25 protein-coding genes are annotated in these 22,849 nt (G+C 39.1%); 6 read left to right on the top strand and 19 right to left on the bottom strand.

The features are described 5' to 3' along the window. Window positions 1–9: 9 nt before the first annotated feature. Both uvrC and EBF12_RS10025 read right to left on the bottom strand, forming a co-directional pair. Window positions 10–1,824 (bottom strand): excinuclease ABC subunit UvrC, encoded by a 1,815-nt coding sequence (uvrC, locus tag EBF12_RS10030; protein WP_121727524.1) that lies wholly within the window; start codon window positions 1,822–1,824, stop codon window positions 10–12. Continuing rightward, window positions 1,811–2,269, bottom strand: a complete 459-nt coding sequence (locus tag EBF12_RS10025; RefSeq protein WP_208630981.1) for a hypothetical protein — start codon at window positions 2,267–2,269, stop codon at window positions 1,811–1,813. The genes uvrC and EBF12_RS10025 overlap by 14 nt, the downstream gene beginning before the upstream one ends. Here EBF12_RS10025 and EBF12_RS10020 point away from each other — a divergent pair. After that, window positions 2,261–2,485 carry a hypothetical protein gene (locus EBF12_RS10020; protein WP_121727522.1) on the top strand — a complete coding sequence of 75 codons (225 nt, stop codon included), beginning with the start codon at window positions 2,261–2,263 and terminating at the stop codon, window positions 2,483–2,485. The two genes, EBF12_RS10025 and EBF12_RS10020, sit on opposite strands and share 9 nt — an antisense overlap. Then, window positions 2,486–3,931 carry an L-aspartate oxidase gene (gene nadB, locus EBF12_RS10015; protein ID WP_121727521.1) on the top strand — a complete coding sequence of 482 codons (1,446 nt, stop codon included), beginning with the start codon at window positions 2,486–2,488 and terminating at the stop codon, window positions 3,929–3,931. A gap of 3 nt (window positions 3,932–3,934) precedes the next feature. On the opposite strand, the gene EBF12_RS10010 is transcribed toward nadB, so the two are convergent. From EBF12_RS10010 to EBF12_RS09960, 11 genes are read right to left on the bottom strand one after another with little or no spacing between them, the layout of a single operon-like run. Continuing rightward, window positions 3,935–4,132, bottom strand: coding sequence for a DUF5408 family protein (locus tag EBF12_RS10010; protein WP_121727520.1), 198 nt, complete (start codon window positions 4,130–4,132; stop codon window positions 3,935–3,937). After that, window positions 4,129–4,941 (bottom strand): metal ABC transporter permease, encoded by an 813-nt coding sequence (locus EBF12_RS10005; RefSeq protein ID WP_121727519.1) that lies wholly within the window; start codon window positions 4,939–4,941, stop codon window positions 4,129–4,131. The genes EBF12_RS10010 and EBF12_RS10005 overlap by 4 nt, the downstream gene beginning before the upstream one ends. Continuing rightward, complete coding sequence (locus EBF12_RS10000) at window positions 4,938–5,924, bottom strand: metal ABC transporter ATP-binding protein (protein WP_121727518.1); 987 nt, start codon at window positions 5,922–5,924, stop codon at window positions 4,938–4,940. The genes EBF12_RS10005 and EBF12_RS10000 overlap by 4 nt, the downstream gene beginning before the upstream one ends. After that, window positions 5,911–6,855, bottom strand: a complete 945-nt coding sequence (locus EBF12_RS09995; protein WP_121727517.1) for a metal ABC transporter solute-binding protein, Zn/Mn family — start codon at window positions 6,853–6,855, stop codon at window positions 5,911–5,913. Before EBF12_RS09995 ends, EBF12_RS10000 begins: the two co-directional genes overlap by 14 nt. Further along, complete coding sequence (locus tag EBF12_RS09990; protein WP_121727516.1) at window positions 6,852–8,228, bottom strand: SH3 domain-containing protein; 1,377 nt, start codon at window positions 8,226–8,228, stop codon at window positions 6,852–6,854. The genes EBF12_RS09995 and EBF12_RS09990 overlap by 4 nt, the downstream gene beginning before the upstream one ends. Next, window positions 8,228–8,623 carry an arsenate reductase family protein gene (locus EBF12_RS09985; protein WP_121727515.1) on the bottom strand — a complete coding sequence of 132 codons (396 nt, stop codon included), beginning with the start codon at window positions 8,621–8,623 and terminating at the stop codon, window positions 8,228–8,230. Before EBF12_RS09985 ends, EBF12_RS09990 begins: the two co-directional genes overlap by 1 nt. Before the next feature lie 10 nt (window positions 8,624–8,633). Then, window positions 8,634–9,140: a low molecular weight protein-tyrosine-phosphatase gene (locus EBF12_RS09980; protein WP_121727514.1), complete on the bottom strand. Its 507-nt coding sequence runs from the start codon at window positions 9,138–9,140 to the stop codon at window positions 8,634–8,636. Beyond that, on the bottom strand, window positions 9,137–10,393 hold the full coding sequence (mqnF, locus tag EBF12_RS09975; protein WP_121727513.1) for an aminofutalosine deaminase family hydrolase: 1,257 nt from the start codon (window positions 10,391–10,393) through the stop codon (window positions 9,137–9,139). Before mqnF ends, EBF12_RS09980 begins: the two co-directional genes overlap by 4 nt. A gap of 21 nt (window positions 10,394–10,414) precedes the next feature. Further along, complete coding sequence (gene mscS, locus EBF12_RS09970; protein ID WP_121727512.1) at window positions 10,415–11,230, bottom strand: small-conductance mechanosensitive channel MscS; 816 nt, start codon at window positions 11,228–11,230, stop codon at window positions 10,415–10,417. 9 nt (window positions 11,231–11,239) lie between these two features. Then, window positions 11,240–12,475, bottom strand: coding sequence for a metal-dependent hydrolase (locus EBF12_RS09965; protein ID WP_121727511.1), 1,236 nt, complete (start codon window positions 12,473–12,475; stop codon window positions 11,240–11,242). 11 nt (window positions 12,476–12,486) lie between these two features. Continuing rightward, the gene (locus EBF12_RS09960) at window positions 12,487–13,194 is read right to left on the bottom strand and encodes a cytochrome c biogenesis CcdA family protein (protein ID WP_121727510.1); all 708 of its coding nucleotides are present in this window, start codon (window positions 13,192–13,194) and stop codon (window positions 12,487–12,489) included. A 229-nt stretch (window positions 13,195–13,423) separates the two neighbouring features. On the opposite strand from EBF12_RS09960, the gene EBF12_RS09955 reads away from it, so the two are divergent. Together EBF12_RS09955 and EBF12_RS09950 are read left to right on the top strand one after the other, a co-directional pair. Then, complete coding sequence (locus EBF12_RS09955; protein ID WP_244196514.1) at window positions 13,424–14,932, top strand: DEAD/DEAH box helicase; 1,509 nt, start codon at window positions 13,424–13,426, stop codon at window positions 14,930–14,932. Continuing rightward, window positions 14,932–15,534, top strand: a complete 603-nt coding sequence (locus EBF12_RS09950) for a hypothetical protein (RefSeq protein ID WP_244196511.1) — start codon at window positions 14,932–14,934, stop codon at window positions 15,532–15,534. Before EBF12_RS09955 ends, EBF12_RS09950 begins: the two co-directional genes overlap by 1 nt. A 66-nt stretch (window positions 15,535–15,600) precedes the next feature. Here the strand turns inward: EBF12_RS09950 and EBF12_RS09945 are convergent, their stop codons facing one another. The 4 genes from EBF12_RS09945 to EBF12_RS09930 all read right to left on the bottom strand — a co-directional run bounded on the left by EBF12_RS09945 (window position 15,601) and on the right by EBF12_RS09930 (window position 18,435). Continuing rightward, a complete protein-coding gene (locus EBF12_RS09945; protein WP_121727508.1) occupies window positions 15,601–16,068 on the bottom strand; it encodes a methylated-DNA--[protein]-cysteine S-methyltransferase in 468 nt (155 codons plus the stop codon). Beyond that, a complete protein-coding gene (locus EBF12_RS09940; RefSeq protein WP_244196510.1) occupies window positions 16,068–16,841 on the bottom strand; it encodes a DUF3943 domain-containing protein in 774 nt (257 codons plus the stop codon). Before EBF12_RS09940 ends, EBF12_RS09945 begins: the two co-directional genes overlap by 1 nt. 103 nt (window positions 16,842–16,944) lie before the next feature. Then, the gene (locus EBF12_RS09935) at window positions 16,945–17,178 is read right to left on the bottom strand and encodes a hypothetical protein (RefSeq protein WP_121727507.1); all 234 of its coding nucleotides are present in this window, start codon (window positions 17,176–17,178) and stop codon (window positions 16,945–16,947) included. 15 nt (window positions 17,179–17,193) lie between these two features. Continuing rightward, entirely contained in the window at window positions 17,194–18,435 is a 1,242-nt protein-coding gene (locus tag EBF12_RS09930) for a DUF3373 family protein (RefSeq protein ID WP_244196509.1), read from the bottom strand. Between the two features lie 403 nt (window positions 18,436–18,838). Here EBF12_RS09930 and EBF12_RS09925 point away from each other — a divergent pair, with 403 nt between their 5' ends. Beyond that, window positions 18,839–19,411 (top strand): adenylate kinase, encoded by a 573-nt coding sequence (locus tag EBF12_RS09925; RefSeq protein ID WP_121727506.1) that lies wholly within the window; start codon window positions 18,839–18,841, stop codon window positions 19,409–19,411. A 128-nt stretch (window positions 19,412–19,539) separates the two neighbouring features. Here EBF12_RS09925 and EBF12_RS09920 read toward each other — a convergent pair whose 3' ends face one another. Both EBF12_RS09920 and EBF12_RS09915 read right to left on the bottom strand, forming a co-directional pair. Continuing rightward, window positions 19,540–20,424, bottom strand: coding sequence for a YihY family inner membrane protein (locus EBF12_RS09920; RefSeq protein WP_121727505.1), 885 nt, complete (start codon window positions 20,422–20,424; stop codon window positions 19,540–19,542). A gap of 11 nt (window positions 20,425–20,435) precedes the next feature. Next, window positions 20,436–21,281, bottom strand: coding sequence for a biotin synthase (locus EBF12_RS09915; RefSeq protein WP_121727504.1), 846 nt, complete (start codon window positions 21,279–21,281; stop codon window positions 20,436–20,438). A gap of 152 nt (window positions 21,282–21,433) precedes the next feature. On the opposite strand from EBF12_RS09915, the gene xseA reads away from it, so the two are divergent. Next, window positions 21,434–22,687: an exodeoxyribonuclease VII large subunit gene (gene xseA, locus EBF12_RS09910; protein ID WP_121727503.1), complete on the top strand. Its 1,254-nt coding sequence runs from the start codon at window positions 21,434–21,436 to the stop codon at window positions 22,685–22,687. The last annotated feature ends 162 nt before the right edge of the window (window positions 22,688–22,849 follow it).

Below are 22,849 nucleotides of genomic sequence, written 5' to 3'. Positions count from 1 at the left end.
TTTGAATCTTTATTGCTTTTTACTAGAAGGGCGTGAAAGCACATTTTGAATCTGCTCTTTTGAAGCGGATTGCAGTGCATTAAACGAGCCAAAATAGTCTAAAAGCCGCTTGATTTGTGCTTTGCTATAAGAGCTATCCATAATTTGTGCCTTTTGCATATCTTTTTGTTTTTTATTGCGATGATAAGTGATAGCATATCTATGCACTTCATCACGGAGCTTTTGGCAGAATTGTAGTCTTTTATCGTTTGCATTGAGTTTAAACTCTGTATTTTGTGTGCGTAAAATATCAAGTGCATTGCCTTTAGAGCGATAAGCTTTAGCATTATGCTTCATTTTAGCAATGGCGATAACATCAACATTTGCCCCAACACTTTTTAGAATATCAAGTGCTAGATTAATTTGAGCCTTGCCACCATCAAGTAGCCATAAATCCGGTGGTGGATTAGATTCAAATTTTTTTGCTCGGCGTGTGAGCATTTCACTCATTTGGGAGTATTCATCGCTACTATGGAGTTCAAAGCGTCTATAAGCACTGCGCATAAAATTGCCATTTTCATACACAACCATACCGCCCACATTATGGCTTCCGCTGTGATGAGAAGTGTCAAAAATCTCTATTCTATGTGGCACTTGCATAAGGTGGCATAGCTCTTTTAGGGCATAAAGTGTGGTGTTATCGTTTTGGGCTTTGCTTTGTTCTTTTGTGCGAAGAGCTAAGATTTCTTGGGCGTTATTTTTGGCAAGTTGCAAGAGATTGTGCTTTATGCCTTTTTGTGGCTGGGTGATTTTGAGATGACTTTGAGTTTGAGCTTGCAAAATATTTTGTAAATCATTTTTGTCTTGAAAGTCAAAGTGCGGAATGAGAATCTCCTTTGGCGGCAATGGAAGCGGCGATTTGTAGTGATTGAGCAAGGCTTGGGTGTAAAGCGAGGCAAGATTATGCGTATAGATTTCTTGAAAAATGAGCGAAAAATCACTTGATATAATGCGACCATTGCGGATAAAAAGCATCATAAGGATATGATTTTGTCCCATTGAATCAAGCAGGAAAATATCATAATCCCCGCTCATAATATCAATAATGGATTGAGTTTTTAGGGTTTTTAGCTTTTGGATTCTATCTCGTATTTTTGCCGCCTCTTCAAATTGGAGATAAAGTGAGAGCGTTTGCATTTTAGATTCTAAAATCTCAATAAGCCCTTTTCTATTACCTATAAACTCTTTTGCTTGTGTAATATAATGTGCGTATTGCTCTTTTGAGATTTTATTTTCACAAGGGGCTAGGCATTTATGAATTTGATGAAAAATACAAGCCTTCTTGCTTTTAAGGCAGGATTTTTTCTGCACAAGGGGCAGGGCGTCATAGAGACTATCAAGTAGCTCCCTTGCTCCACTCACAAAGGGACCAAAATATTCAATATGCTTCTTATGCAGCACTTTACGAGTGATTTCAAAGCGTGGAAAAGCAGCGGAAGTGTCAATGTAGATATATGGATAGGTTTTATCATCACGCAGGAGAATGTTATATTTTGGCTTTAGGCTTTTGATGAGAGAATTTTCTAGAATCAGGGCATCTTCTTGGGTTTGTGTAAGCAATGTGTGAATCTTAGCTACTTGAGACACCATAAGACTTATTCTTTGGCTAAGATTATTCTTTGGCGTGATGATGTCATTATGGATACTAAAATAGCTTTTTATGCGATTTTTGAGATTTTTGGCTTTGCCCACATAGAGTAGATTATCATCTTTGTCAAAATATTGGTAGATTCCACTTTGTGTGGGGAGATTTTGTAAGGTAAAAAGTAGATTATGCGTTGGCATTTTGTGCTTCCCATTGGCGTTTAATCCCAACCCGAAGTGCCTCAAATTTTTCATAAATTTGCGGATTTGTCGCGTTATTTATAAACTCCCCTTTTGCGTGTTCGCGATAGATTTGCACACTCTTTTGTGGAGGCTTTGGACTAAGGATATGGGAAGGCACATAAGCGTGTATTTTTTGGATAGAATTCAGTGTGGGAAAATGCTCTTTATATTGCTTTAAACTCTCTATTATAAATTTATGCTTATAATGATTAAATTCTACGCACAACGCCTTGTGTTTAAACGCAAAAAGGAGTTGATTATTTTTAGGCACAATAAATAGAATCTGCTCTCGCTCTAGTGGAGTGAGAAAGGTATTTTTAAAACGAGTAATTTCACTTTGCTGCTCAAGCTTGTGGTGCAAAAGTGGGAATTCTCGTTTCATATTGGAGAGTAAATGATACATAGTTTTAACTTTCATAGGTTGATTGTAGCATATTTGATATTTATTTTTGCTTGTATGCTTGTGGGTTGTGGATATAAGGCAGATCCTTTTTATACAGATTCTAACATAGAGCAAGAAGACATATCTCAAGAGCAAGAAGTCGCACCAAAAAAGAGAGTGCTATTTCAAGAGATAGGCTCTAAGCCTTCAGCAAGTTATGAAGAAGATGAGGAATAAATGAGCCAACAATATGATGTGATTATTATTGGGGCTGGTGTGGCTGGGCTATATTGTGCTAGGCATTTGCCCTCACATTTAAAAGTTTTGATTTTATGCAAGTCTCAACCTTGGGAGTGTAATACATTTTACGCACAAGGTGGCATTACAATAGCAAAAGATAAACAAGATGAAGTCCTGCATATACAGGATACACTTTTGGCTGGTGGGAGTGTCAACAATAAGGAATGTGTGGAGATTCTAAGCCAAAATAGCAATGCGGTTTTGCAAGAGCTTATCCAAAGTGGTTTTGTGCTTGATAGAGATGAGAGGGGAGAGCTACTTTATGCAAAAGAGGGTGGGCATTCTTGTGCGAGAATCGTGCATTCAGGTGGGGATGCCACAGGGAGAAATCTCCATACACATCTTATAGGCAAACTTCAAGCGACATTGTGGAAAAACGCTGAAGTGGTGGATTTGCTCATTGAAGAGGATAGGTGCTATGGGGTATGTGTGCAAAGCAAGTTTGGTTTGCAAAATCTGTATGCACATCAAGTGGTTATCGCAAGTGGGGGCGTTGGGGGGCTTTTTAAATACCATACCAATGCTTATACCATTAGCAGTGATTTGCACGGCATTATTTTAGAGCATAATTTAGCCCTGCAAGATATGGAAATGTTGCAATTCCATCCCACAGCCTATGTGAGTAACCCACAAGCGAGAAAATACCTTATATCCGAAGCGGTTCGTGGTGAGGGTGGTGTGATTGTAGATGAAGATGATAAGAGATTTTTATTTGCCTATGATGAGCGAGGCGAGCTTGCTCCGCGAGATATTGTGGCAAGGGGGATAATGGATTATTGCTCCACACAAAAAAAATCAGCTTTTTTAGATGTGAGTGCCTTTGGTGAAGCGGATTTTAAAAATCGCTTTCCAAATATTTATCGCGATTTAAGCACAAATAAACTCTCCTTGCCCAAACAAAAGATTCCCATATCTCCGGCGTTTCACTACTCTATGGGCGGAATCTTGGTAGATGTAAATGGGCGTGTGAAAGGTATGAGTAATCTCTATGCGGTTGGAGAATGTGCGTGTAATGGACTACACGGAGCAAATCGCCTTGCTTCTAATTCACTTTTAGAAGGGCTTGTTTTTGGCAAAAGAGTTGCGGAATATATCGCAGGGCATTCTATCCAAAATCCCATTCGGCATTTTCCGCTATGTGAAGAAGTCTTACAAAAAGAGGGCGATGTCCGGCTTAAGAATGTGCTACGCGAGATTATGTGGGATAAGGTTGGGATTATCCGCTCACAAAGTGGGCTAGATTCAGCTCTAGGTGGCGTTGAGGTAATGCTAGAATCTAATATTGGGCGTATGCTACGACTACGATTGCTTGTAGCTAAAAAAATCATAGAATCTGCCAAAGCACACAAGGAAAGCAAAGGCGCACATTACAGGCTAGATTAGATTCTATTGTAATAACTCTTTTCGCTCAATGCCAACTTTTTCTTGCAAGGCTTTGATTTCCTTGCTCATAGCAGCAGTGGCACTGACTTGGTTAATTAAGATATAAATATTAATGAGGCTTAAAAGTAAGGTAGCAAACACACAAAACAATGCGATTTTAACCGCCCTTTTAGCAATAAGTCTTGAATCTTCTTCTCTCATAGAAAGCTCCTTGTAATTTTATGAATAAGCATAGCACCAAACATTCCAAGTGCCAAAAGCACAACAATACACGCCCCAATACTCACATTGAGATAATACGCGATAAAAAACCCAATCCACATAAAGATAAGTGAAATGAGCCACGAGATAAACATCATAGAGCGGAGTGAGTGGGAAAAGAGATTGGCAATATAGGCAGGGATTGATAAAATTGCCAAAACAAGAATAAGTCCAGCCACACTCATAGATAGCACAACACCAATGGCGATAAGCACAAATACAATACTTATCCACACATTGACATTTAAACCCTTAGTCTTGCAAAACTCGCTATCATAAAACAAGCCTAGAATCTCATAATAATACAAGCTCACAAAAATGATAAGAAAAATATCAAAAGCTATCATAGCTACCATTTCATCTTTGCTGACAGCAAGGATTGAGCCAAAAAGATAGCTTGAAATATCGCTATTATATCCCGGACTTATATCAATAAGGATCACGCCTATTGCCATTCCAAACGCCCAGCTTGCTCCCACATAGGCATCAAGTCTTTCTCGTTGATACAAAAACGCATAGGCTAAAAATAAAGCCATAATCACACCAAAACACAATGCACCAAACATAGTGCTAAAGCCACAAAAAAGTGCCAACCCAACGCCACCAAAAGCACTATGAGCTACGCCACCAGCGACAAAGACATTTTTATTTGCCACAATCATAGAGCCAATAATCCCACTGCAAATGCTCACAAGAAAAGACACAAACAATGCCACCCATACGAATTGATATGAAAATAGCTCACTCATAGTTGTCCTAGATTCTGTGTTATCTCTTTTGGCGATTTATTATGTAGGTTTGCCTGTGAATTGCTTCTATTAATGTTGTTTGTGACAAAGTCGTGCTTTGCTGCTACGAAAGTTGTGGAATCTGTGTGAGATTCTACATTTTGAGAATTCACAATTCTAGTATTTGCGGTGTGGCTGTGGTAGCTTTGCAAGTTTTGTGGAAGGTTAGCGGACTTGGCGTCCGTGCCTTTTGCAAAACTTGCAACACTGTCACATTGCATACCCAAAGACGAATTGTTGGGTTGCATAGCAAAATGAGTTAGCAAATCCACTTCGCAAATATGTCCGCTCATATCAAGCTCAAAATGTGGAATCTCGTGTATGATGGCATTTTTATTGATATAAAGCACCTTTTTTGCATAGCCGAGTGTGAGTGAAATATCGTGGCTGACTACGATAATACTCATTGTGTGATTAAGCTTTTTGAGCAACTCATAGATATTTGCCTGTGCTTGAGAGTCAATATTTGCCGTTGGCTCATCAAGGATTAGAATCTTTGGAGCATTGACAATAGCCCTTGCGATAAGCACTTTTTGCCTTTCCCCGCCTGAAAGGGCATATAAGGGCTTTTTGGCAAGATGGGTGATGCCTAGAGTTTCCATTGCTTGAGCAATACAATCTTGCTGTTTTTTAGGTGAGAAGCCAAAGATTCTAGGTTTAAGCAGTCCAAGTGCAATAGTGTCTTTGACACAAATGGGGAATTGTATATTGTGACAAGTCATTTGTGGCACATTACCGATATGACAAGGCTGTATGTTTGAGTGATAGCTAATTTTGCCCAGAGTTGGTTTAAGCAGTCCAAGTAAAAGCTTTACAAATGTCGTTTTCCCCCCACCATTTGGTCCTATCACCGCCCAAAAATCGCCAGATTCTAATGTAAAGTTAATATTTTCTAATACATTTTCTGCCCCATAGGCAAAGCTCACATTCTTAATCTCTAGCATTATTTGCCCTTATCGTGCTTGTTTGTGGCTTGAAAAAATCACTTAAACAGCCTTGTAGCTTTGCCTGATGTTTGGGATTATTTTCTTCAAGAGAAAGGGCGATTTGACACGCATAGAGAGAAAAAGAGCCAAGCCAATTTGATTTGAGCGGATCAAGGGTGAGAATCTCAAGATTCAGCTCATTTGCAAGGCTTTGAACGCGTGATTTAGCATATTGTGGCTGGATAAAAAGGGCTTTTATTTGCTTTTGCTTGATTTGTGTGATGAGTTGGGTTAAATCCCTGCCCTTAGTCTCCTTGCCATTTTTTTCTATACTTAACTCTTCTAGTTCAAAATCTTTAGCAAAATCCCCAAATGCTGGGTGATACACAAGAAAGCTTTTTTGTGTATGTTTGGCAAAGAGGTTTGTAGCGTGAGAAAAAATCTGCTCTAGCTCCTGTAAGAGCTGTTTTGATTGTGTTATAAAAAAATCTTTATTGTTTGGTTGCATTGTGCTTAGAATCTCCGCGATAAATGCTACTTGTATTTGAGAGCTTTTAGGAGAAAGCCAAATATGTGGATTGTGAGTGTGGTTTGTGGAATGTGATTTCAAATCGTGCGAGTTAGAATCTAGGGCGTGAGCGTGAGATTCTGCGAGATTGTAATATTTTAGCTTAGGATTAATGGCGTGAAACTTCCTAAGCCAAGTAGATTCTAGAGGCATTCCCACACCAAAAAATACATCTGCATTTTGAATATGCTTCATCTGCTGTACACTTGGCTCATAGATTTCAGGTGATTTACCCGGAGGCACAAGCACCTCTACTGCTACATTTTCTCCGCCAATGGATTCTAGCATTTGTTTTTGTGGCACAACACTCACAAGCACATTGATAGGCTCACCATAAACATAAAGCCAAAGCAAAGATACAATAAGGATTATTTTTTTCATTGAGAGTCTTTTTGTGTGGTGATTTTTGTAGCAAGTTGAGAGATATTAGACATTGCTTTGACTTTGTCAATAAGCAATTCGGATTTGGCAAAAAGTGAATTATGCTCATCTCCCACATACAATGTTGTAATGACAACTCCACCTAGCATATTTTCATAGCCTCTGCCTGTGGTAGCACTCCACGCACTATGGGCGACAATAGCCTTGCCCTGATATTCGCCAATATAGAGCATAATATGCCCTTGTAGCCAAAGGATTGTTTGGTATGGCGTGGCATTAGCGATGATGTAGGATTCTTTTTGCTTGCGATTCAAGGTACTTAAATCAACTTGATTATTTCCATAATACACTTGAGCTTTGGAGTTACGCGGAAGATGGAGGGCAAAATTTGTAAAAATATCACGCACAAAAGCCGAACAATCGCGACTTGCTAAGAATCCGCCCCAACCATATGTATCACCCATCATTGTATTGATGATTTCAGCAATGGCTTTAGAATCTGTAGCTTGTGGAAAAGACTTTGTTGCTTCTATGGGTAAAAATACTTGCTCTCTTTTTGCTTCCCCACCTGGCAAACGCACATAGACTGCCACACCCACAAATTGCTTTCTTTGCGTTCCATATATGGGGAAAATTTGCCCAATGCGTGCTTGTGAGACAAAATGATTCTGCGAGTTATAAAGTGGAATCTTATCAAGGCTTGGGCTAATGTATTGCGTATAGCTCTCTATTTCTTTAACCTGTTGAGATGTGAGTGTGGCAAGATGAGTAGATTCCACCCAGCCATACACAAAGCTTGATTGTATATGCACCCATTGCCCATCTTTGCTTGTATGTGTAACAAGCACGGGCGTGTTGGCAAAGATAAGGGAATTTTGCCATCTATCAAAAGGATAGCCATTTGGTTTATTAAACAATGGCTTGTTTGTTGGCGCGGCACGAACGGCTGTTGTCGTGGTGATAATGGCTTTTTGATTTTGGTTTGGGTAGGAGCTAAGATTCATAGAATCTATAAGCTCTTGTGCGATTTTGGGGTTTATCTCCTGAAGGTCTTCTCCATAGCTTTTATTTTTAGCTTTGTTTGTGGCAAGATTTTGTAATGAGGGCAAAATCCAAAATACTTCATTTTTCTTAGGATTTGGCTTTTGATGCCACGGGGAGAAGTGCTTTTGCAAATAGTCTTTTTTAAGTGTCCCTAAGGCTTTGTCATTGCGTTTAGATTTTGAATCTGTTGGAAGATAAAAAAGTGCATCTTGTGGTAAAGTCTGTAAATCTTTGACTTGAGAGCTAGGGATAATCTTATCCGCACAGGCATTGAATCCTAAGGTAAAAAACAGGGCAAAACCTATAGTATAAGCGGAGCAAAATCTCATCATAGTTTCCTATGTTGAAAGGCGTGGATAAGCTCTAAAATTTCACTTTCATTATAGCCGATGATGAGATATGTATCGCTTGTGATGATGGGACGCTTTAAAAGCATAGGTGTGTTAAAAAGCGTTTCAATTTGCATTTCCAGCATAGAATCTGTAGTAGAATCCAAAATCTCATCACCGATTTTACCTTCTTTTTTGAGAGTTTTATAAGTTGTGCCTTTGTTATTAAGAACGACTTTAATGCCTTGAGATTCTATCCACGATTTGAGCTGCTCTTTGCTTGGTTTGGTGGTTTTTAAATCAACAAAATGGAATGGAATGTTATGTTTGTCTAGCAAAGTTATTGCCTTTTTGACGCTTCCGCAGGTTTTGATACCATAAAGTGTAATTGTCATTATGCTACCTTTAAGAGTTTGGTTGCTTAATATCTAAAAAATTTGAATGAGATTCTACCACAGGATAGTGCATACAGAGCAGATTTTTCACACAAAATGCAATCATTTGATAGACTTTTTCAAAGCCCTCCGCATCTCTATAAGCATATGGATCAGGGACATCTGCACCTTTTAATCCAAAATCGCCTAGCTTTTTTACCTTGCTTTTTTCAAATCCAAGCTGCAATAAGTCTTTATAATTGCTTGAATCTAGAGCAATGATAAGATCAAATGCTTCATCAGCATATACACTTACGCGTCTTCCACGCAAATCATCAATACTAAAATTATGCCTTTTAGCTACCTGCCTAGACCCAGCACAAGGCTCTTCATCTATATGCCACCCGCTTGTCCCTGCTGAATCTACCTTTAAGGAGAGATTGTATTTTTTTATAAACTCCCAAGCTACACCTTCAGCAAGTGGAGAGCGACAGATATTACCCAAGCATACAAATAAAATACTAGAAATTTCTTTCATATAACCGCCTTTGCGTTGATGTAGAGATGAGTGGGTGAGTTTGCATTAAGGATAAAATGCAAGGGTGCTTGATTTTGATGAGTTTGATTTGTGTGATAAAGCGGTTCTTTAAAATCAAAAATGGCAAAATCCACATTTTTGTTTTGAGCTAAGATTCCATTATTTAGTCCCAAAGCCTTTGCACCATAGAGCGTAGCACTTAGCAATAAAATCTTAGAGAGTTCTAAAATGTCAGCTTGTGGATACGCATATAACGCTGTGCGTAGCTCATCAAGTAAATTGACATTATTATTTGAGCTTTTACCATCAGTGCCAATGGCGGTTGGGTGATTTTGCAAAATCTCAAAAGGCAAAAAGGCGTTGTTTAAAAGCCGATTGCTCCGCGGACAAGTGATAAGCGTAGCATTTTGGCATAAATCTAGCTCTTTTTGTGTGATTTGCAAACAATGCGTGAGACAAAGAGCATTGCTTAAGGGCGAGAGCATTTCTAAAAAGCTTTGTGATGTATAAAAGGGCTTTGCATTATCAATGTTAGCTAGGCGTTTAAAAAAGCCTTGAAAATAGCCATCTTGCCCATCAAGCCACTGCCTTTCTTGTGGAGATTCTAAAAAATGGGCTGATAATGGGAGATTTTCACTTACGCAGAGTTCTACAAGCTTTTGTGCCATAATGGGGTGGAGTGAGTAGGGTGAGTGCAATGCAAGGGCTGGGGTAAAAGTAGGAGACTTTAGCTTCTTAGCATTTTTTAATCGCTCTAAAACATTAGCATATAAAAAATCTATTGCACTAGGATTGCTCCCTATGGCTTCGTTAAAATACACACAACGCAAAGGGCTATGCGCTAGAATCTCCATATCATCACCATAGCTGCTGATTGCTCCCACACTGCCCACACCAGCCTTTATTTGCTCATCAATACCTTGTGTAATGATAGATTCAAAATCATCATTTTTTAGCACATTATCGCGATTTGCCATAAGGCTATCAAGCCATTCTCCAAAATCCCCATAGCAAAATTGTGCTAAATGCCCACCAAACTCAAAATGTATATGTGCGTTAATAAGGGTAGGGAGCAAGATTCCATTAGGCACAAAAGTTTTTTTTGCATTTTTAAACTCCGCACATAGACTTTTATAATCACCAACGCGTAAAATGCTATCCTTGCTAGATTCAAAGGCAATGCCGCCATTACTTAGAATCTGAAACTCCTCATCACATATAAATACTAGCCCCGCACCAAAAATCTCAATCATTATGCCACCTTATTATGCGTCTTAAGCCTTTTGTGTGATATTCACATCAAGCTTGTTGTATGGAATCTCAATGCCATTTTTATCAAGGGCGATTTTTATAGATTCTAACACTTTGCTTTGTGTGTTTAAAATGCCATATTCTAGCTTCACCCAAAAACGAAGTGTGAAATTTAGTGAGCTTGCTCCTAACTCTGTTAAGCCTATAAAATGCTGTTGGCTTGGATCAACTTCAGGTGTGTTGCGTAATACTTCAATAATGATATTTTTCACAGATTCTATATCGCTTTCATATCCCACACCAATGACAAGCTCAATGCGTCTTTGCTCGTTGAAAGTTGTGTTTATGATATTTGCCGTTGCCATATTGCTATTTGGGATAATAGCGACCTTGCCATCATTTAAGCGGAGATTTGTGGTAAAAAGATTTATCGCCTCCACACTTCCAACCAAACCGCTAACTTCAATCAAATCTCCCTTTTTAAATGGACGCAGGATAATTAGCACAATCCCACTTGCCACAGATGAGAGAGAATCTTTAAGCCCAAGTGCAATAGCCACACCCGCAGTCCCAAGCACGGCAATAATGGAATTTGTTTGAACGCCAATCGTGCCAAGTGCAGCGACAATCATCACTACAAGGCAGAGAATGAATACAGCTTGAGAGATAAAGCGAGAGAGAATCTCATCTTTTTTGGCTACGACCTTGCGGATTTTAGAGCTAAGAAAACGCGATAGATAATAGCCCACAATCAAAATAATACAGGCTTTGAAAAGTGCCATACCTAGATGTTCTAATTGCGGAATGAAAGTTGAGAGAAAGGTTTTAAAATCCTGCATTGTTATCCTTTAAAGTTTATTTTTTGGATTGTGTAGAATCTCATTACTTAAAAACGCCTCTACAACGCCGCAAAGCTCCTGCTGATAGTAGGGGGAAAATGTATCGCTACAAATATATGTTTGATGTTGATTAAATAGCACAAGCTCGGCGATTCTGCCTTCTTGCAATGCACCTTTATTCAGTCCTAGAATCTGCGATGGCATAAAACTTGTGAGTTTTGAAATCATCTCTAATGGAATTTTGTGTTGTTTGTGTAAGAATGTATAAAGAAGCGATAGATAGGACTGAAGAGCATCTATACCAAAACTTGCAAGCTCAAAAACTTGGTCTTTTTTGGAGTTGTAATCCGCAGACTGCAAAGAGCTAAGCAAGTCAATCTCACCATTTTTAAGCTTTGCTATTAGCTCTTTTTGTGAGGCAGAATCTACAAGTGGAGGGTTAAGCTTGGCAGCGGTATTGTAGTTTTGACACAGGCTTTCATCAAGGATAAGATGATGGATTGAGCTTTGGGCGAAAAACTCACAGGCATAGCCTTTATTTTTATAAGATTCTAATAACTCAAAACTACGCGGATACACAATGGAATCAAAAATAAGTTTTAAAGGCATATCTTTGAGTATTTCAGCAATTTTTGGAATTTCTTTAGTTTGGCTATATGGGGGGATTGAGGGAAGCCCAAGCTCCGCACTTAAAAGCCCTTCATTCATTACTCCATCAGCCAAGCTAGAATCTTGTGCGAAGCATATAAGCGGAATTTGCAGCATTTGAGCATATTGTGCGATACGCATAAAAGTATGTGCATTATAATCGCTCTTTGCAAAAATGGCTTTGCCTCCACTTTGGCAAAGTGAGCTTATGTCGCTAAGTTTGCCACCAGGCGTGAGTGGATTAATCGCAGGGAGAATATGAATAGGGGATTTACTATTAAGACTTTTTATGAGTTCAATAGAGCCATTTTCACTGCAAGGTGGATTTGTGTAAGGATTGAGCAAAATTGTGCCTACACCACCTTTTAAGGCTTTTTGTGCAAGGGAGATGAGCGTTTTGCTAGAGAGTGATAAGGCTTTTGGAGCGATATTTAAATCAATCATCGCAGGAAGCAGAATCTTACCCTGCACATCAAGCACCTTTTCATTCCCCATAGGGTTTAAAGAGCCAATATGTGAAATCAGCCCATTTTGTGTGCGTAAATCCGCCTCTTTTGTCCCTTGATAATCACAAAGTATTGCATTCTTAAATAGCATAAGACTCCTTTTTAAACAAGTAAAAAATCGCTCTTTTGAGCCATAATTAGCACACCAATAAGGATAAGCAAAATCCCAGAAACCACTTCAACGACTTTAAGGAATGGAGTGAGTTTTTTAAGTATATGAAGTGCGGTGTGGATAAAAACTGCCACGAGTAAAAATGCCAAGCCAAGCCCTAAGCAATAACAAAGCATAAGCCACAATGCACTATTTTGATTAAAAACCCCAAGAGTAAGGATTGAAGCGAGAATAGGACCAACGCACGGACTCCACCCAATGCTAAAGCCAACACCTAGCACAAAAGGTGAGAGAAAGCCAAAGGCGGAGTGATTTGGCTGAAAATGGAGATTTTTATACAAAAAAGCAAACTTCAATGGAAAAAGAAAGTGAATCCCAAAAAGGATAATCACCCCTCCAGCAATATAACGCACAATAGATGAGCCAAGCACTATGCTTAGGGCAGATTCAGCAAAAAGGGCAAGGGTGATAAAAGTGAGCGAAAAACCACAAATAAACAAGATAGAAGTAAGAATCACGCGGGATTTTTGCGTTGTCTTTTGGTGCAGCTCTTCAATACTCACACCAGAAATATATGAGATGTAAGGCGGAATAAGTGGCAAAAGGCAAGGGCTTAAAAAAGTGAGAATCCCAGCCAAAAAACTTGCCCCAAAAGGCATAGAATCATAGAGTGTGATAAGGGTGCTTTCTAGATTCACTTTTATCCTTTAAATTTGAGTGCATTCAAAAAAGTTGTTTGCGTTTTTTAAAATTTTGGCATTATAACTAAGCGTTATAATATTTTTGTAAATTTATTCCAAAAAGCACAATTTTTGCTATAATCGCGTTTTTCAATTGCTCCAAATTTATGAAAAAACATCAAAAATTTACTCATAAAGGTAACTAATGACACAGGATTCACACACAGATATATCTTTAGATTCACAAATGGATACACAAGAGGTTCAGCCCCAAAATGAACAGGGCTTTGAAAAATTTGGTTTAAAAGATTTTGTATTAAAAGGCATTAAAGAGGCGGGGTTTAGCTCTCCTAGCCCTGTTCAAGCCCAAAGTATCCCTATTGTTTTACAAGGCAAAGACTTGATAGCTCAAGCTCAAACAGGCACGGGCAAAACTGCAGCTTTTAGTATCCCCATTCTCAATTCTCTTAGTCGCAATAAAGAGATTGAAGCACTTGTGATTACGCCTACAAGGGAGCTTGCTATGCAAATTAGCGAAGAAGTGCTAAAGCTTGGGCGGTTTGGACGCATTAAGACAATTTGTATGTATGGAGGGCAGAGCATCAAGCGACAATGTGATTTGCTAGAGAAAAAGCCAAAGGTGATGATAGCCACACCGGGCAGGTTGCTTGATCATTTGCAAAATGGTAGGATAGAGAATTTTGCCCCAAAAGTCGTGGTGCTTGATGAATCTGATGAAATACTTGATATGGGTTTTTTAGACGATATTGAAGAGATTTTTAAATTTTTGCCAAATACGCACCAAACTTTGCTCTTTTCTGCCACAATGCCAGAGCCTATCAAACAATTGGCACTCAAGATTCTGCAAAAGCCTGAATTTGTGAAAATCACTCCCACGGACATTACAAACAAAGATATAGAACAGCAATACTATATCATCAATGAAGGGGAGCGTGATGAAGCGATTGTGCGTTTGATTGAGACGCAAAACCCCACAAAGAGCATTATTTTTACACGCACAAAAAAGGAAGCTGATGCGTTGGCTTCAAGGCTTGTTGCTAGAGGATTCAAGGCTATGGCATTGCACGGCGATATGGAGCAGTGGGATAGACGCACGGCTATTAAGGCGTTTAAGGAAAATGAGATTGAACTGCTTGTGGCTACTGATGTAGCTTCGCGTGGGCTTGATATTAGCGATGTAAGCCATGTGCTTAACTACCATATACCGCTAAACCCAGAAAGCTATGTGCATCGTATAGGACGCACAGGTAGGGCAGGAAAAAAGGGTGTGGCTATCACCCTTGCTACACCGCTTGAATACAAGGATTTAAGTAAGATTAAACAAATCACAAAAGCAAAGCTTACATTGTGTGAGATTACGCAAGAATACAGCGATGATGCGTTTTCACAAGAGATTTCTCACGCAAAAGTCAATGATAAGTCCGTGGCGATTTATGAAAAGCTTAAAGATAAGATAGACACAACCCAGCTTTGCTTAAAACTCATTGCTTTGCATTTAGAGAAAAGTAAGCAAAGCAAGATTGGATTGAGCAAGGAGCAAATCGCACAGCTTGAATCTGAAGAAAAAGAGCAAAAGTCAAATAAAAAATCGGGCAGATTTTCACGCAATGCAAAGTCTAGCTCACAATCTCAAAGAGGCAATAGCAGAGATAGAGGTGGCAATAAAAGGGGTGGTAGAAGGCGTTATGATGATGTGGATAAAAGTCAGCCATATACAGGCAGTATTTGGGGGTAGTGGCTTTGAAAATTTTAAAATATAATATAAAAAAGTTTTTATTTTTATTCTGTATTTTGTGTGCGAGTGAGAATCTTGGGGCTTTAGATTTTTCTCCTGCTCCTGTCTATGAGAACAACTCTACTTTTGGCAGTGTAAGTATAGGTGGTGTGGCTTATAATGTCAAAAATAAGCAAGATTATGATAATACACGCGGAGCTGTGCTTTTTGGGCTAAAGCGTGGATTCTTGCTTGGGGATTCTAAAAAGGTGCTTTTAAATGCGTGGCTTGAGGGGAGTGCAGGGGCTGAAAATAAAAATGGCTTGTATGGTGGCTCCGTGGGCGGACAGCTTGGCTATCGTTTGTTTAATGGGCGGATAATTATTTTGCTCGGTGGTGGCTTTGAGATGAGTAATCTTGCAATGCCCCATATCCCAAAGGAGCAGTATAATATTTATGGCGGTTTAGCACGAGCGGAGCTTTTTATAGATATTGCACAAGGTTATGGGCTAAGTGTGGGCTATACACGGGGATTCAATGAAAAAAGTAAAAAGCTTAAGGGTGAATCTTTTGACACACAAGGCATTATGTTTACTATAAGTTTTTATGATTTTAGCATTTAAGGCTTTGCGGAGCTTCTTTTACGGGGTATCGTTGCAAAATTTATAGGGCTTAGGGTTGCCTATGCTTTAAAGCGATTCAAGCTCTAAGAGTTTTATTTTTATCTTTTTTCCTAACGCATATCCGCCAAGTTCTCCATTCTCACGCACCACACGATGACAAGGGATAAGTATCATTAGCGGATTTGCATTATTTGCATTGCCAACAGCCCGTGAAGCATTAGGATTATGAATAGCTCTAGCAATGTCTTTATAGCTTCGTTTCTCCCCATAAGGAATCTGCCTTAAAGCTTCCCATACACGCATTTGAAACGCACTTCCCTGTGGCAAAATGGGCAAATCAAAATAGAGAAGTTTTTTATCAAAATAGGCTTGAATCTGCAAAGCACATTCATCACTTAGAGATGTTTTAGATTCTACCAAGGGCATTGTATCCCAAGCAATGCGTGTGATATGTGTCGCATTTGCATAAATGCCTAAAGAAATAAGCGTATTATCCCACTTTAAAGTGTAAATGCCGCCATAGAGATTCTGCATTAAAAATACTTCACCAAAACAAGCCTAGCTCCAGAGCCACTTTTACCGCTTGTGGGTGTGATGAAGCTTTGCATATCATTTTTATTTTTCACGCCAAAGGCATTTGCAAGGCTCAAATCCTGCAAAATAAACCCAACAGGGTCCATAAGGAGCAAAGCACTTTTACCAAGGAATCTTGAGCCAAGCAAAGTATTTTGATTTTTGTGAATCTTTATACTCGCTTGATAGAATAGCCCTCCTAAAATTGAACCAACCGCAGGGGTGATAACTAGGTCTTGCCAAGATGGTGTTTCAGCAAAGGCTTCCACACCATATTCCCAAAAGAGTGCAGAAGCAAGAGTGCTATACAGAGCAGATTCAGCCCAGCTATATCCTGCCACGCGAGGTTGCATATAATACACCGCACCCCAATATGGATGAGTAATCCAGTTTAAAAACCAATCATCGCCATCTACGACAGGACCACGCGCAGTTTTCCTAGCCCAATTATCGCCAAGATTATAAATTTCCTTTTTATTCCAGTTTGTTACGCTCTCTGGCATAAGATACAGCACACCAGCTCCCACAAGTGTCCCACCTAGCACAAGCCCAGAGCCAACGCTAAGGTAGCCTAGTCTGCTTGTAGGCTCATAGATGTAGGGATTTTCATATTGTGTAGAATTTTTAGAATCTTGCTCTAAGGGTTGCAATGAGCCATAATCAAACTGCTCCGCACAAAGCAACACAGGATAGGCAAAGAAAAAACAAAATCGCATTATAAATTGTCTTAACATTGTTGCACCATAGGTTTTAGATTCACAATTTCTAGTATTTATAAATAAGCGGAAAAAAGAGAAACTGCCCCGATATGATAGCATACAGGGGCAAATAGAAGTGTTATTTACCAGCAACTTGTGCTTTGTTTGGATTATCAGCAGCTTGAGCTATCATACAGCTTTCAAGCGTTTTGGCATCAGCGGCATTATCCACTTTTTTTAGCCAACGATTGATTTGAGCCATTGTCTTAGATGACGGATCAGGAGCGTTGTATTGCTTCATAAGTGAAGCACAATCTGCTAACATAAAGCTAGGAAGCCCGATAAGAAGAGTAAGTGCAATGTATTTTTTCATTTATCAATCCCTTTCTTAGAATCTCAAAAGATATGCAAGAGCGATGTTTTGATTTGTAATATCCACTTTTGGCGTAGCTAAAGGCATAGCAGCTGTAGCATAATCAAGATGTTGTCTTGTGTAGCTTAAGCGGAAGAATTGATACAAGTCAAGTTGCCAAATCGCATAGACATCATGCACATCACCGCGTGTATTGCGGAAGTTGAAAGGGTCATTAATACTTACACGAGAGAAGGCATACCAATATTCACTGCCTTTGAAGTATTCATAGCCGAGTTTGAAAGCCGAGCCTATATCGTAGCGAAGCCCTGCGTGAACCGCCCACGCATTTTCGTTAGCAAATTTAACATAAGGAGTATCCGCATTTTGTGTATTTTGTGCTTTTTGTGCTTTTGCTTGTGTTTCTGCCAGCTTGCTTGACTTACCATTACTACCTTTATAATAACTTGCTGATACAAACCAATTGAGCCCAGTGCCGAGCATTTTGTCATTTTCAATATGGAGATTCACATATTGCATATCACCAATATTTTGAGCAGGAGTCCCCGTTGCTGCATTTGTTGCATCTCCTGTTTGTCCTGTGCTTGCACCTGTATTTATATAAGGTGTAGCATAGTTTTGGAGATTGATATAAGTCAGCATTAAGAGATTTTGCCCAAAGCTTTTTGGTGCAAAAGGTGTTTCAAACGCACCAAAGAAAAGATTTGCATCACTTGCACCTTTATTACCCCAAATATTTCCACCAGCAGAAGAACTATTTGGATTCAAGGGTTGATAGATTTTAGAATATCCAGCTCTTAGGGCTGCATCGGTATAAGGCTTTAATGTCAGCACAGCACCATCGCCAAGGGCATTTACCGCAAGAGCAGGATATGTGCTCATACGAGCCGAGCCATTACGGAGATTTGATCCGGGACCATCAGTGCCGGGCAAACGACCGATAGTAAGGGCAGCATATTTTCCCATATAAATATCTACATAGGCTCTTTCCACATAGATAGCACTTCCCCCAGCAACACCGCGTCCTGCATCTAGCGAACCGATCGTCCCAGCTGCGGGATAGCCTAAATCAATATCACCAAATGCTTTTGTCATAGAAAGACGCCCTGTGAATTTTGTATATTTATTCACATCAGCATTCATATTAAGGTAAAGTCCCATAGCCCAGCGGTTTTTGTAATTTTCCGTTGTGCCTGTCGTGTGGTTTTTTGATTGAATGTTGTTTAACGCTGTGGTAAATTCAAGCCCAAACTTCACTTTATTAAGCGTAGCGGCAAGCTCATTTGCATCAACGCGGTCATTAAGCTCATCAATGTCTTTTTGAAGAGAATCTAGGGTTGCAGCTAAAGTAGAAGAAGATAGCAGAAGTAGCCCCCCCCAGTGTAGCCATAAGTTTATGTCGTAGCATAAAAACTCCTTATTTTGTTAAAATTAAAGACGGGATTCTCTTATTTTTTTGCTGAAAAATTGCTAAAAAGTTAAAGAGAAAGTTAATAAAAAGTAAAAATTACACTGAATGTTACAAATATTACCAACTTTTTTTATGTTATTTTGTGTCTTATCTCTAGTAAAAGCTTGGGCTAAAAATATATACTCTTAAGATTTCACAAGTTATAATTTTGGCTTTGTTGAAGACATAAAACAATGTAAAGGAGAGTTTATGAAAAAGTTGTTTTTAATCATTGGAGCACCGGGCAGTGGGAAAACCACAGACGCACAGCTTATCGCAAAGAATAGTGCGGATTCTATTGTGCATTATTCTACGGGTGATTTACTACGAGAGGAAGTCGCAAGTGGCAGTGAGCAAGGGAAAATCATAGATGGCTTTATCAGCAAAGGGAATCTTGTGCCACTTGATATTGTGGTAAGCACGATTGTCAAAGCTATGGCAAATGCTCCAAAAGATGTGATTATCATTGATGGGTATCCACGAAGTGTGGAGCAAATGGAAGCACTTGATGAGAAGTTGAAAACGCAAAATGAAGTGCAGCTTGTAAGTGTAATAGAAGTGGAAGTGAGCGAGGCGGTTGCACGAGATAGAGTTTTAGGACGCGCAAGAGGAGCTGATGATAATGCTGAAGTCTTTAATAATCGTATGCAGGTATATCTCTCTCCGCTTAAAGAGATTGAAGCGTTTTACACACAAAGCAATGTGCTACATAGGATTAATGGTGAGCGTAGCATTGAAGCGATTGTGAGTGAGATGGAAGCATTCATTAAAAGCAAGATGTAAGCACGATTTTTTCAAACGCTCTAGAATCTTTAGGCTTAAGGTTTTGGAGCTTCAAAGATTTTGTAGGTTTTAAACACGCTAGATTCTATGATAATGTAGAATCTAGTAGGCTTTTTAGGAGTTTTGCTTTAGACTTCTGTTGATGTAAAGCCGTATTTTTCTTCAAGTGTTTTGCCAAAGTTTGTTCCAAAGCCCTCGCAAAATCGCATTCCATACAGCAAAACAAACCACGAGATATAAATCCATAACATCATAAAAAGAAAAATTGAAATAGGTCCATACACGCTTTTATAAGTTTCGTTATAAAAGACATAATACACAAAACCCCATTTTGTGATAAGCCATACTGCTGTGGTAAGCACACTAGATGCAAGAAGTGCTAGAATCTTCAAAGGTTTGTTGGCTGAAAGCTTGAATAGCAAAAAAAACATAATCCAAGTAAGCAAATAAGGGATTAAATCAAAAAGCACACTTAAATCCGCAGTGCCTTTGAGTGTCTTTTGCACCTCGCCACTAAAATAGATTGAAAAAGCCAGAACAACAGGAAAAAGTGTAATCATTGTCCAATACATAATAAGAGAATCAAAAAATTTGCGTGGCGTGGAGTTAAACATTTTTGCTGCGATGTATTCATAGTTGCGAAAAAACATAATTGATGCAACAAGCGTATAGCCAAGCCCCATCATACCTAATGCAGAGCTATTTTGCATAAAGGTATCAAGATAGCTTGAAATGACTTCAGTGTGCGTTGGTAGAATATTTGAGAGAATAAGAGTGCGGATTTGCTCTATTTGGGATTGAAAATTTGGGAGATTGACAAGGATGGAAAAGAAAATCATTAATAATGGGATAATGGCAAAAATCGTATAAAAACTTAAAGATGCTGCATAAAAGCTTAGCTCATTATCAGCTACGAAGTTCCAAATCGTTTTGATTTTATCCCAAAGTAGTGTAAAAATCCCCTGTGCTTTACTAAGTAATGCGCGGATAATTTTTTCTTTTTGCATATCCATTCATCTCTCCTTTAGTGGCAGTTTGTGGCTGGAATATAGCCATAGGATTCTAAAAGGGCAATGTCTTCTTGTGGGGCTTTGCCATCTGTGGTGAGATAATCCCCTAGCACAATGGCATTAATCCCAGCTTCATAAAGGGGCTTTTGATTATCACCAAAAATAACTTCACGCCCCCCAGCTATCATAAGGTGCGTATTTGGGAGATATTCTCTAGCAAGGGTAACACATTCTAGTGCTTCTTCTTGGCTAAGTGTTTGTGAGGGTAGAGGCAAAGCATCATTTGGGATATAAAAATTAATAGGGGAGCTGTGAGGAGATAGAATCTGTAAAGATTTTAAAAGCTCAATCCTATCACTCCAGCTCTCCCCTAAGCCAAAGATTCCACCAGAACATAAGCCTAGCTCGGCTTTGAGTGTGTTTTCACAAGTTTCAAATCGCTCCTGCCAAGTGTGTGTGGTGCAGATATGTGAAAAAAAATCTTTAGAAGTTTCAAGGTTGTGATTATAGCTATCCACACCTTGCGATTTAAGATATTTGAGTGATTGTGTATCGGCACTGCCACAACACGCGATAATATGTAGTCCCAAATCAGCCTCTTTAATGGCGTGTGCGACTTTAGCGATGTATTCACATTTTTGAGAATCTAGACTGCGACCAGCGGTAACTAGACAAAAGCCTAAAGCCCCAAACTCACGCAACGCTCTTGCCTCTTGTAAAATTTTATCAATACTTTTGTTTTTATAACGCTGAATCTGTGTGCCATAATGCACACTTTGAGTGCAGTATTTGCAGTCTTCTGGGCAGTCTCCGGAAGCGACATTGCAAATAGAGCAAAGAAAAATCTCATTATCCGCCATAATAAACCCTTGATTTTAAGATGATTTTAAAAAATGAAGTGCCATTGTAGCAAAAATACCATAAAAATACGGCAAAAGTCTTTGAAAGTTAGCCTGTGGTAGAATCAGCTTTATAAAGCTAAACAATAATTATGAATCAAGGAAGTTTAACGATGGAAGCTTTGAAAGTAAGTGAGCTTAATACACAGATTAAAGCCATTTTAGAGCAAACTTTTTTAGATGTGTGCGTGCAAGGCGAGATTAGCAGCGTCAAGGTGCATACGAGCGGACATATTTATTTGAGTATTAAAGATGAGCATTCAAGCATTAAATGTGTGATGTTTAAGGGGAATGCTAGGGGGCTAAAGATTACGCTTGAAGTGGGGCAGAATGTCGTAATTTTTGGGAGCGTGAGCGTTTATACACAAAAGGGAGAATATCAGATTCTATGTAAAAGTATTACTCTTGCGGGGGTTGGCGAACTTGCCTTAGCGTTTGAAAATCTTAAAAATAAGCTTCAAGCTAAGGGCTATTTTGAATCTTTTCATAAAAAGCCTATGCCAAAATTTCCAAAACGCATTGCCTTGCTCACTTCAGCCACAGGAGCGGCAAAAGAAGATATGTTAAAAATAGCACAAAAGCGTTGGGAAAATGTGCATATCACGCTTTTTGACACGCTCGTGCAAGGGGAGAATGCCAAGGAATGTATCGTGGCAAATTTAGCTTTAGCAGATAGCTTTTTTGGCACAAAAGATGGTTTTGATGTGATTGTATTGGGGCGGGGCGGGGGAAGTATGGAGGATATGTGGGCTTTCAATGAAGAGTGTGTGGCTGAGGCGATATATAGAGCTAAAACGCCTATTGTATCAGCAGTGGGACACGAAGTAGATGTGTTTATTAGCGATTTTGTAGCGGATTTACGAGCACCTACGCCCTCAGCAGCAATGGAAATGCTTTTACCTGATAAGTTTGAGTTTTTGCGGATTATTGATGAGATGATGAGTGCATATTCTAGCGTTTTTCAAAGATATATAACACAAAAGCAGAATCTTATCGTGCAGCTAAAAGAGTATTTTGGGCTGTATAATTTTCATTCACAATACGCAAATAAAACCGAGCAGATTGAGGTTCTAGGACAAAGATTTACTGAAAGTCTTAAGGCTACTTTGGAAAAAAAGCAAGGAGAGATTGAAAAGCTTAAAACACTTATAGATATGGCGTGTGAAAAAAAGCTTACTCAAGCCCAAATGGAGAGTGAGCGTATTTTTGAATCTTTGAGTGCGAATAATCCACATTCTTTGTGTAAAAATGGTTACGCACAAATAAGTAAAGGGCAAAAGGTTTGCACATTGCAAGACATTGCTGTAGATGAAGTATTTGAGCTTGGTGATTTAGATTTACATATATTTGCCAAACGCGTGAAATAGCGCAAGGGAATAAATCAAAGGAATAAGGCAAATAAAAGCAAGGTTCTTATAGTATTCCACCATTTCATTTCCCCAAAGGAGCTTTTATGCAACTAAAATCCACATTAAAACAACTTGTTAAAAATAACCCACTCTATAAAGACTTTATCCGTCCTATGCGTG

The organism is Helicobacter labetoulli, from assembly GCF_003670275.1.
GTDB classification, from domain to species: Bacteria; Campylobacterota; Campylobacteria; order Campylobacterales; family Helicobacteraceae; genus Helicobacter_C; species Helicobacter_C labetoulli.
This window is presented reverse-complemented; position numbering and strand designations above follow the sequence as displayed.

What these genes read in the sequence shown, in the direction of transcription:
- uvrC (WP_121727524.1), bottom strand. Translation starts at nt 1,824, where the DNA reads ATGCCAACGCATAATCTACTTTTTACCTTACAAAATCTCCCCACACAA.
- EBF12_RS10020 (WP_121727522.1), top strand. Translation starts at nt 2,261, where the DNA reads ATGATACATAGTTTTAACTTTCATAGGTTGATTGTAGCATATTTGATA.
- EBF12_RS10025 (WP_208630981.1), bottom strand. Translation starts at nt 2,269, where the DNA reads ATGTATCATTTACTCTCCAATATGAAACGAGAATTCCCACTTTTGCAC.
- nadB (WP_121727521.1), top strand. Translation starts at nt 2,486, where the DNA reads ATGAGCCAACAATATGATGTGATTATTATTGGGGCTGGTGTGGCTGGG.
- EBF12_RS10010 (WP_121727520.1), bottom strand. Translation starts at nt 4,132, where the DNA reads ATGAGAGAAGAAGATTCAAGACTTATTGCTAAAAGGGCGGTTAAAATC.
- EBF12_RS10005 (WP_121727519.1), bottom strand. Translation starts at nt 4,941, where the DNA reads ATGAGTGAGCTATTTTCATATCAATTCGTATGGGTGGCATTGTTTGTG.
- EBF12_RS10000 (WP_121727518.1), bottom strand. Translation starts at nt 5,924, where the DNA reads ATGCTAGAGATTAAGAATGTGAGCTTTGCCTATGGGGCAGAAAATGTA.
- EBF12_RS09995 (WP_121727517.1), bottom strand. Translation starts at nt 6,855, where the DNA reads ATGAAAAAAATAATCCTTATTGTATCTTTGCTTTGGCTTTATGTTTAT.
- EBF12_RS09990 (WP_121727516.1), bottom strand. Translation starts at nt 8,228, where the DNA reads ATGAGATTTTGCTCCGCTTATACTATAGGTTTTGCCCTGTTTTTTACC.
- EBF12_RS09985 (WP_121727515.1), bottom strand. Translation starts at nt 8,623, where the DNA reads ATGACAATTACACTTTATGGTATCAAAACCTGCGGAAGCGTCAAAAAG.
- EBF12_RS09980 (WP_121727514.1), bottom strand. Translation starts at nt 9,140, where the DNA reads ATGAAAGAAATTTCTAGTATTTTATTTGTATGCTTGGGTAATATCTGT.
- mqnF (WP_121727513.1), bottom strand. Translation starts at nt 10,393, where the DNA reads ATGATTGAGATTTTTGGTGCGGGGCTAGTATTTATATGTGATGAGGAG.
- mscS (WP_121727512.1), bottom strand. Translation starts at nt 11,230, where the DNA reads ATGCAGGATTTTAAAACCTTTCTCTCAACTTTCATTCCGCAATTAGAA.
- EBF12_RS09965 (WP_121727511.1), bottom strand. Translation starts at nt 12,475, where the DNA reads ATGCTATTTAAGAATGCAATACTTTGTGATTATCAAGGGACAAAAGAG.
- EBF12_RS09955 (WP_244196514.1), top strand. Translation starts at nt 13,424, where the DNA reads ATGGATACACAAGAGGTTCAGCCCCAAAATGAACAGGGCTTTGAAAAA.
- EBF12_RS09945 (WP_121727508.1), bottom strand. Translation starts at nt 16,068, where the DNA reads ATGCAGAATCTCTATGGCGGCATTTACACTTTAAAGTGGGATAATACG.
- EBF12_RS09940 (WP_244196510.1), bottom strand. Translation starts at nt 16,841, where the DNA reads ATGTTAAGACAATTTATAATGCGATTTTGTTTTTTCTTTGCCTATCCT.
- EBF12_RS09935 (WP_121727507.1), bottom strand. Translation starts at nt 17,178, where the DNA reads ATGAAAAAATACATTGCACTTACTCTTCTTATCGGGCTTCCTAGCTTT.
- EBF12_RS09925 (WP_121727506.1), top strand. Translation starts at nt 18,839, where the DNA reads ATGAAAAAGTTGTTTTTAATCATTGGAGCACCGGGCAGTGGGAAAACC.
- EBF12_RS09920 (WP_121727505.1), bottom strand. Translation starts at nt 20,424, where the DNA reads ATGGATATGCAAAAAGAAAAAATTATCCGCGCATTACTTAGTAAAGCA.
- EBF12_RS09915 (WP_121727504.1), bottom strand. Translation starts at nt 21,281, where the DNA reads ATGGCGGATAATGAGATTTTTCTTTGCTCTATTTGCAATGTCGCTTCC.
- xseA (WP_121727503.1), top strand. Translation starts at nt 21,434, where the DNA reads ATGGAAGCTTTGAAAGTAAGTGAGCTTAATACACAGATTAAAGCCATT.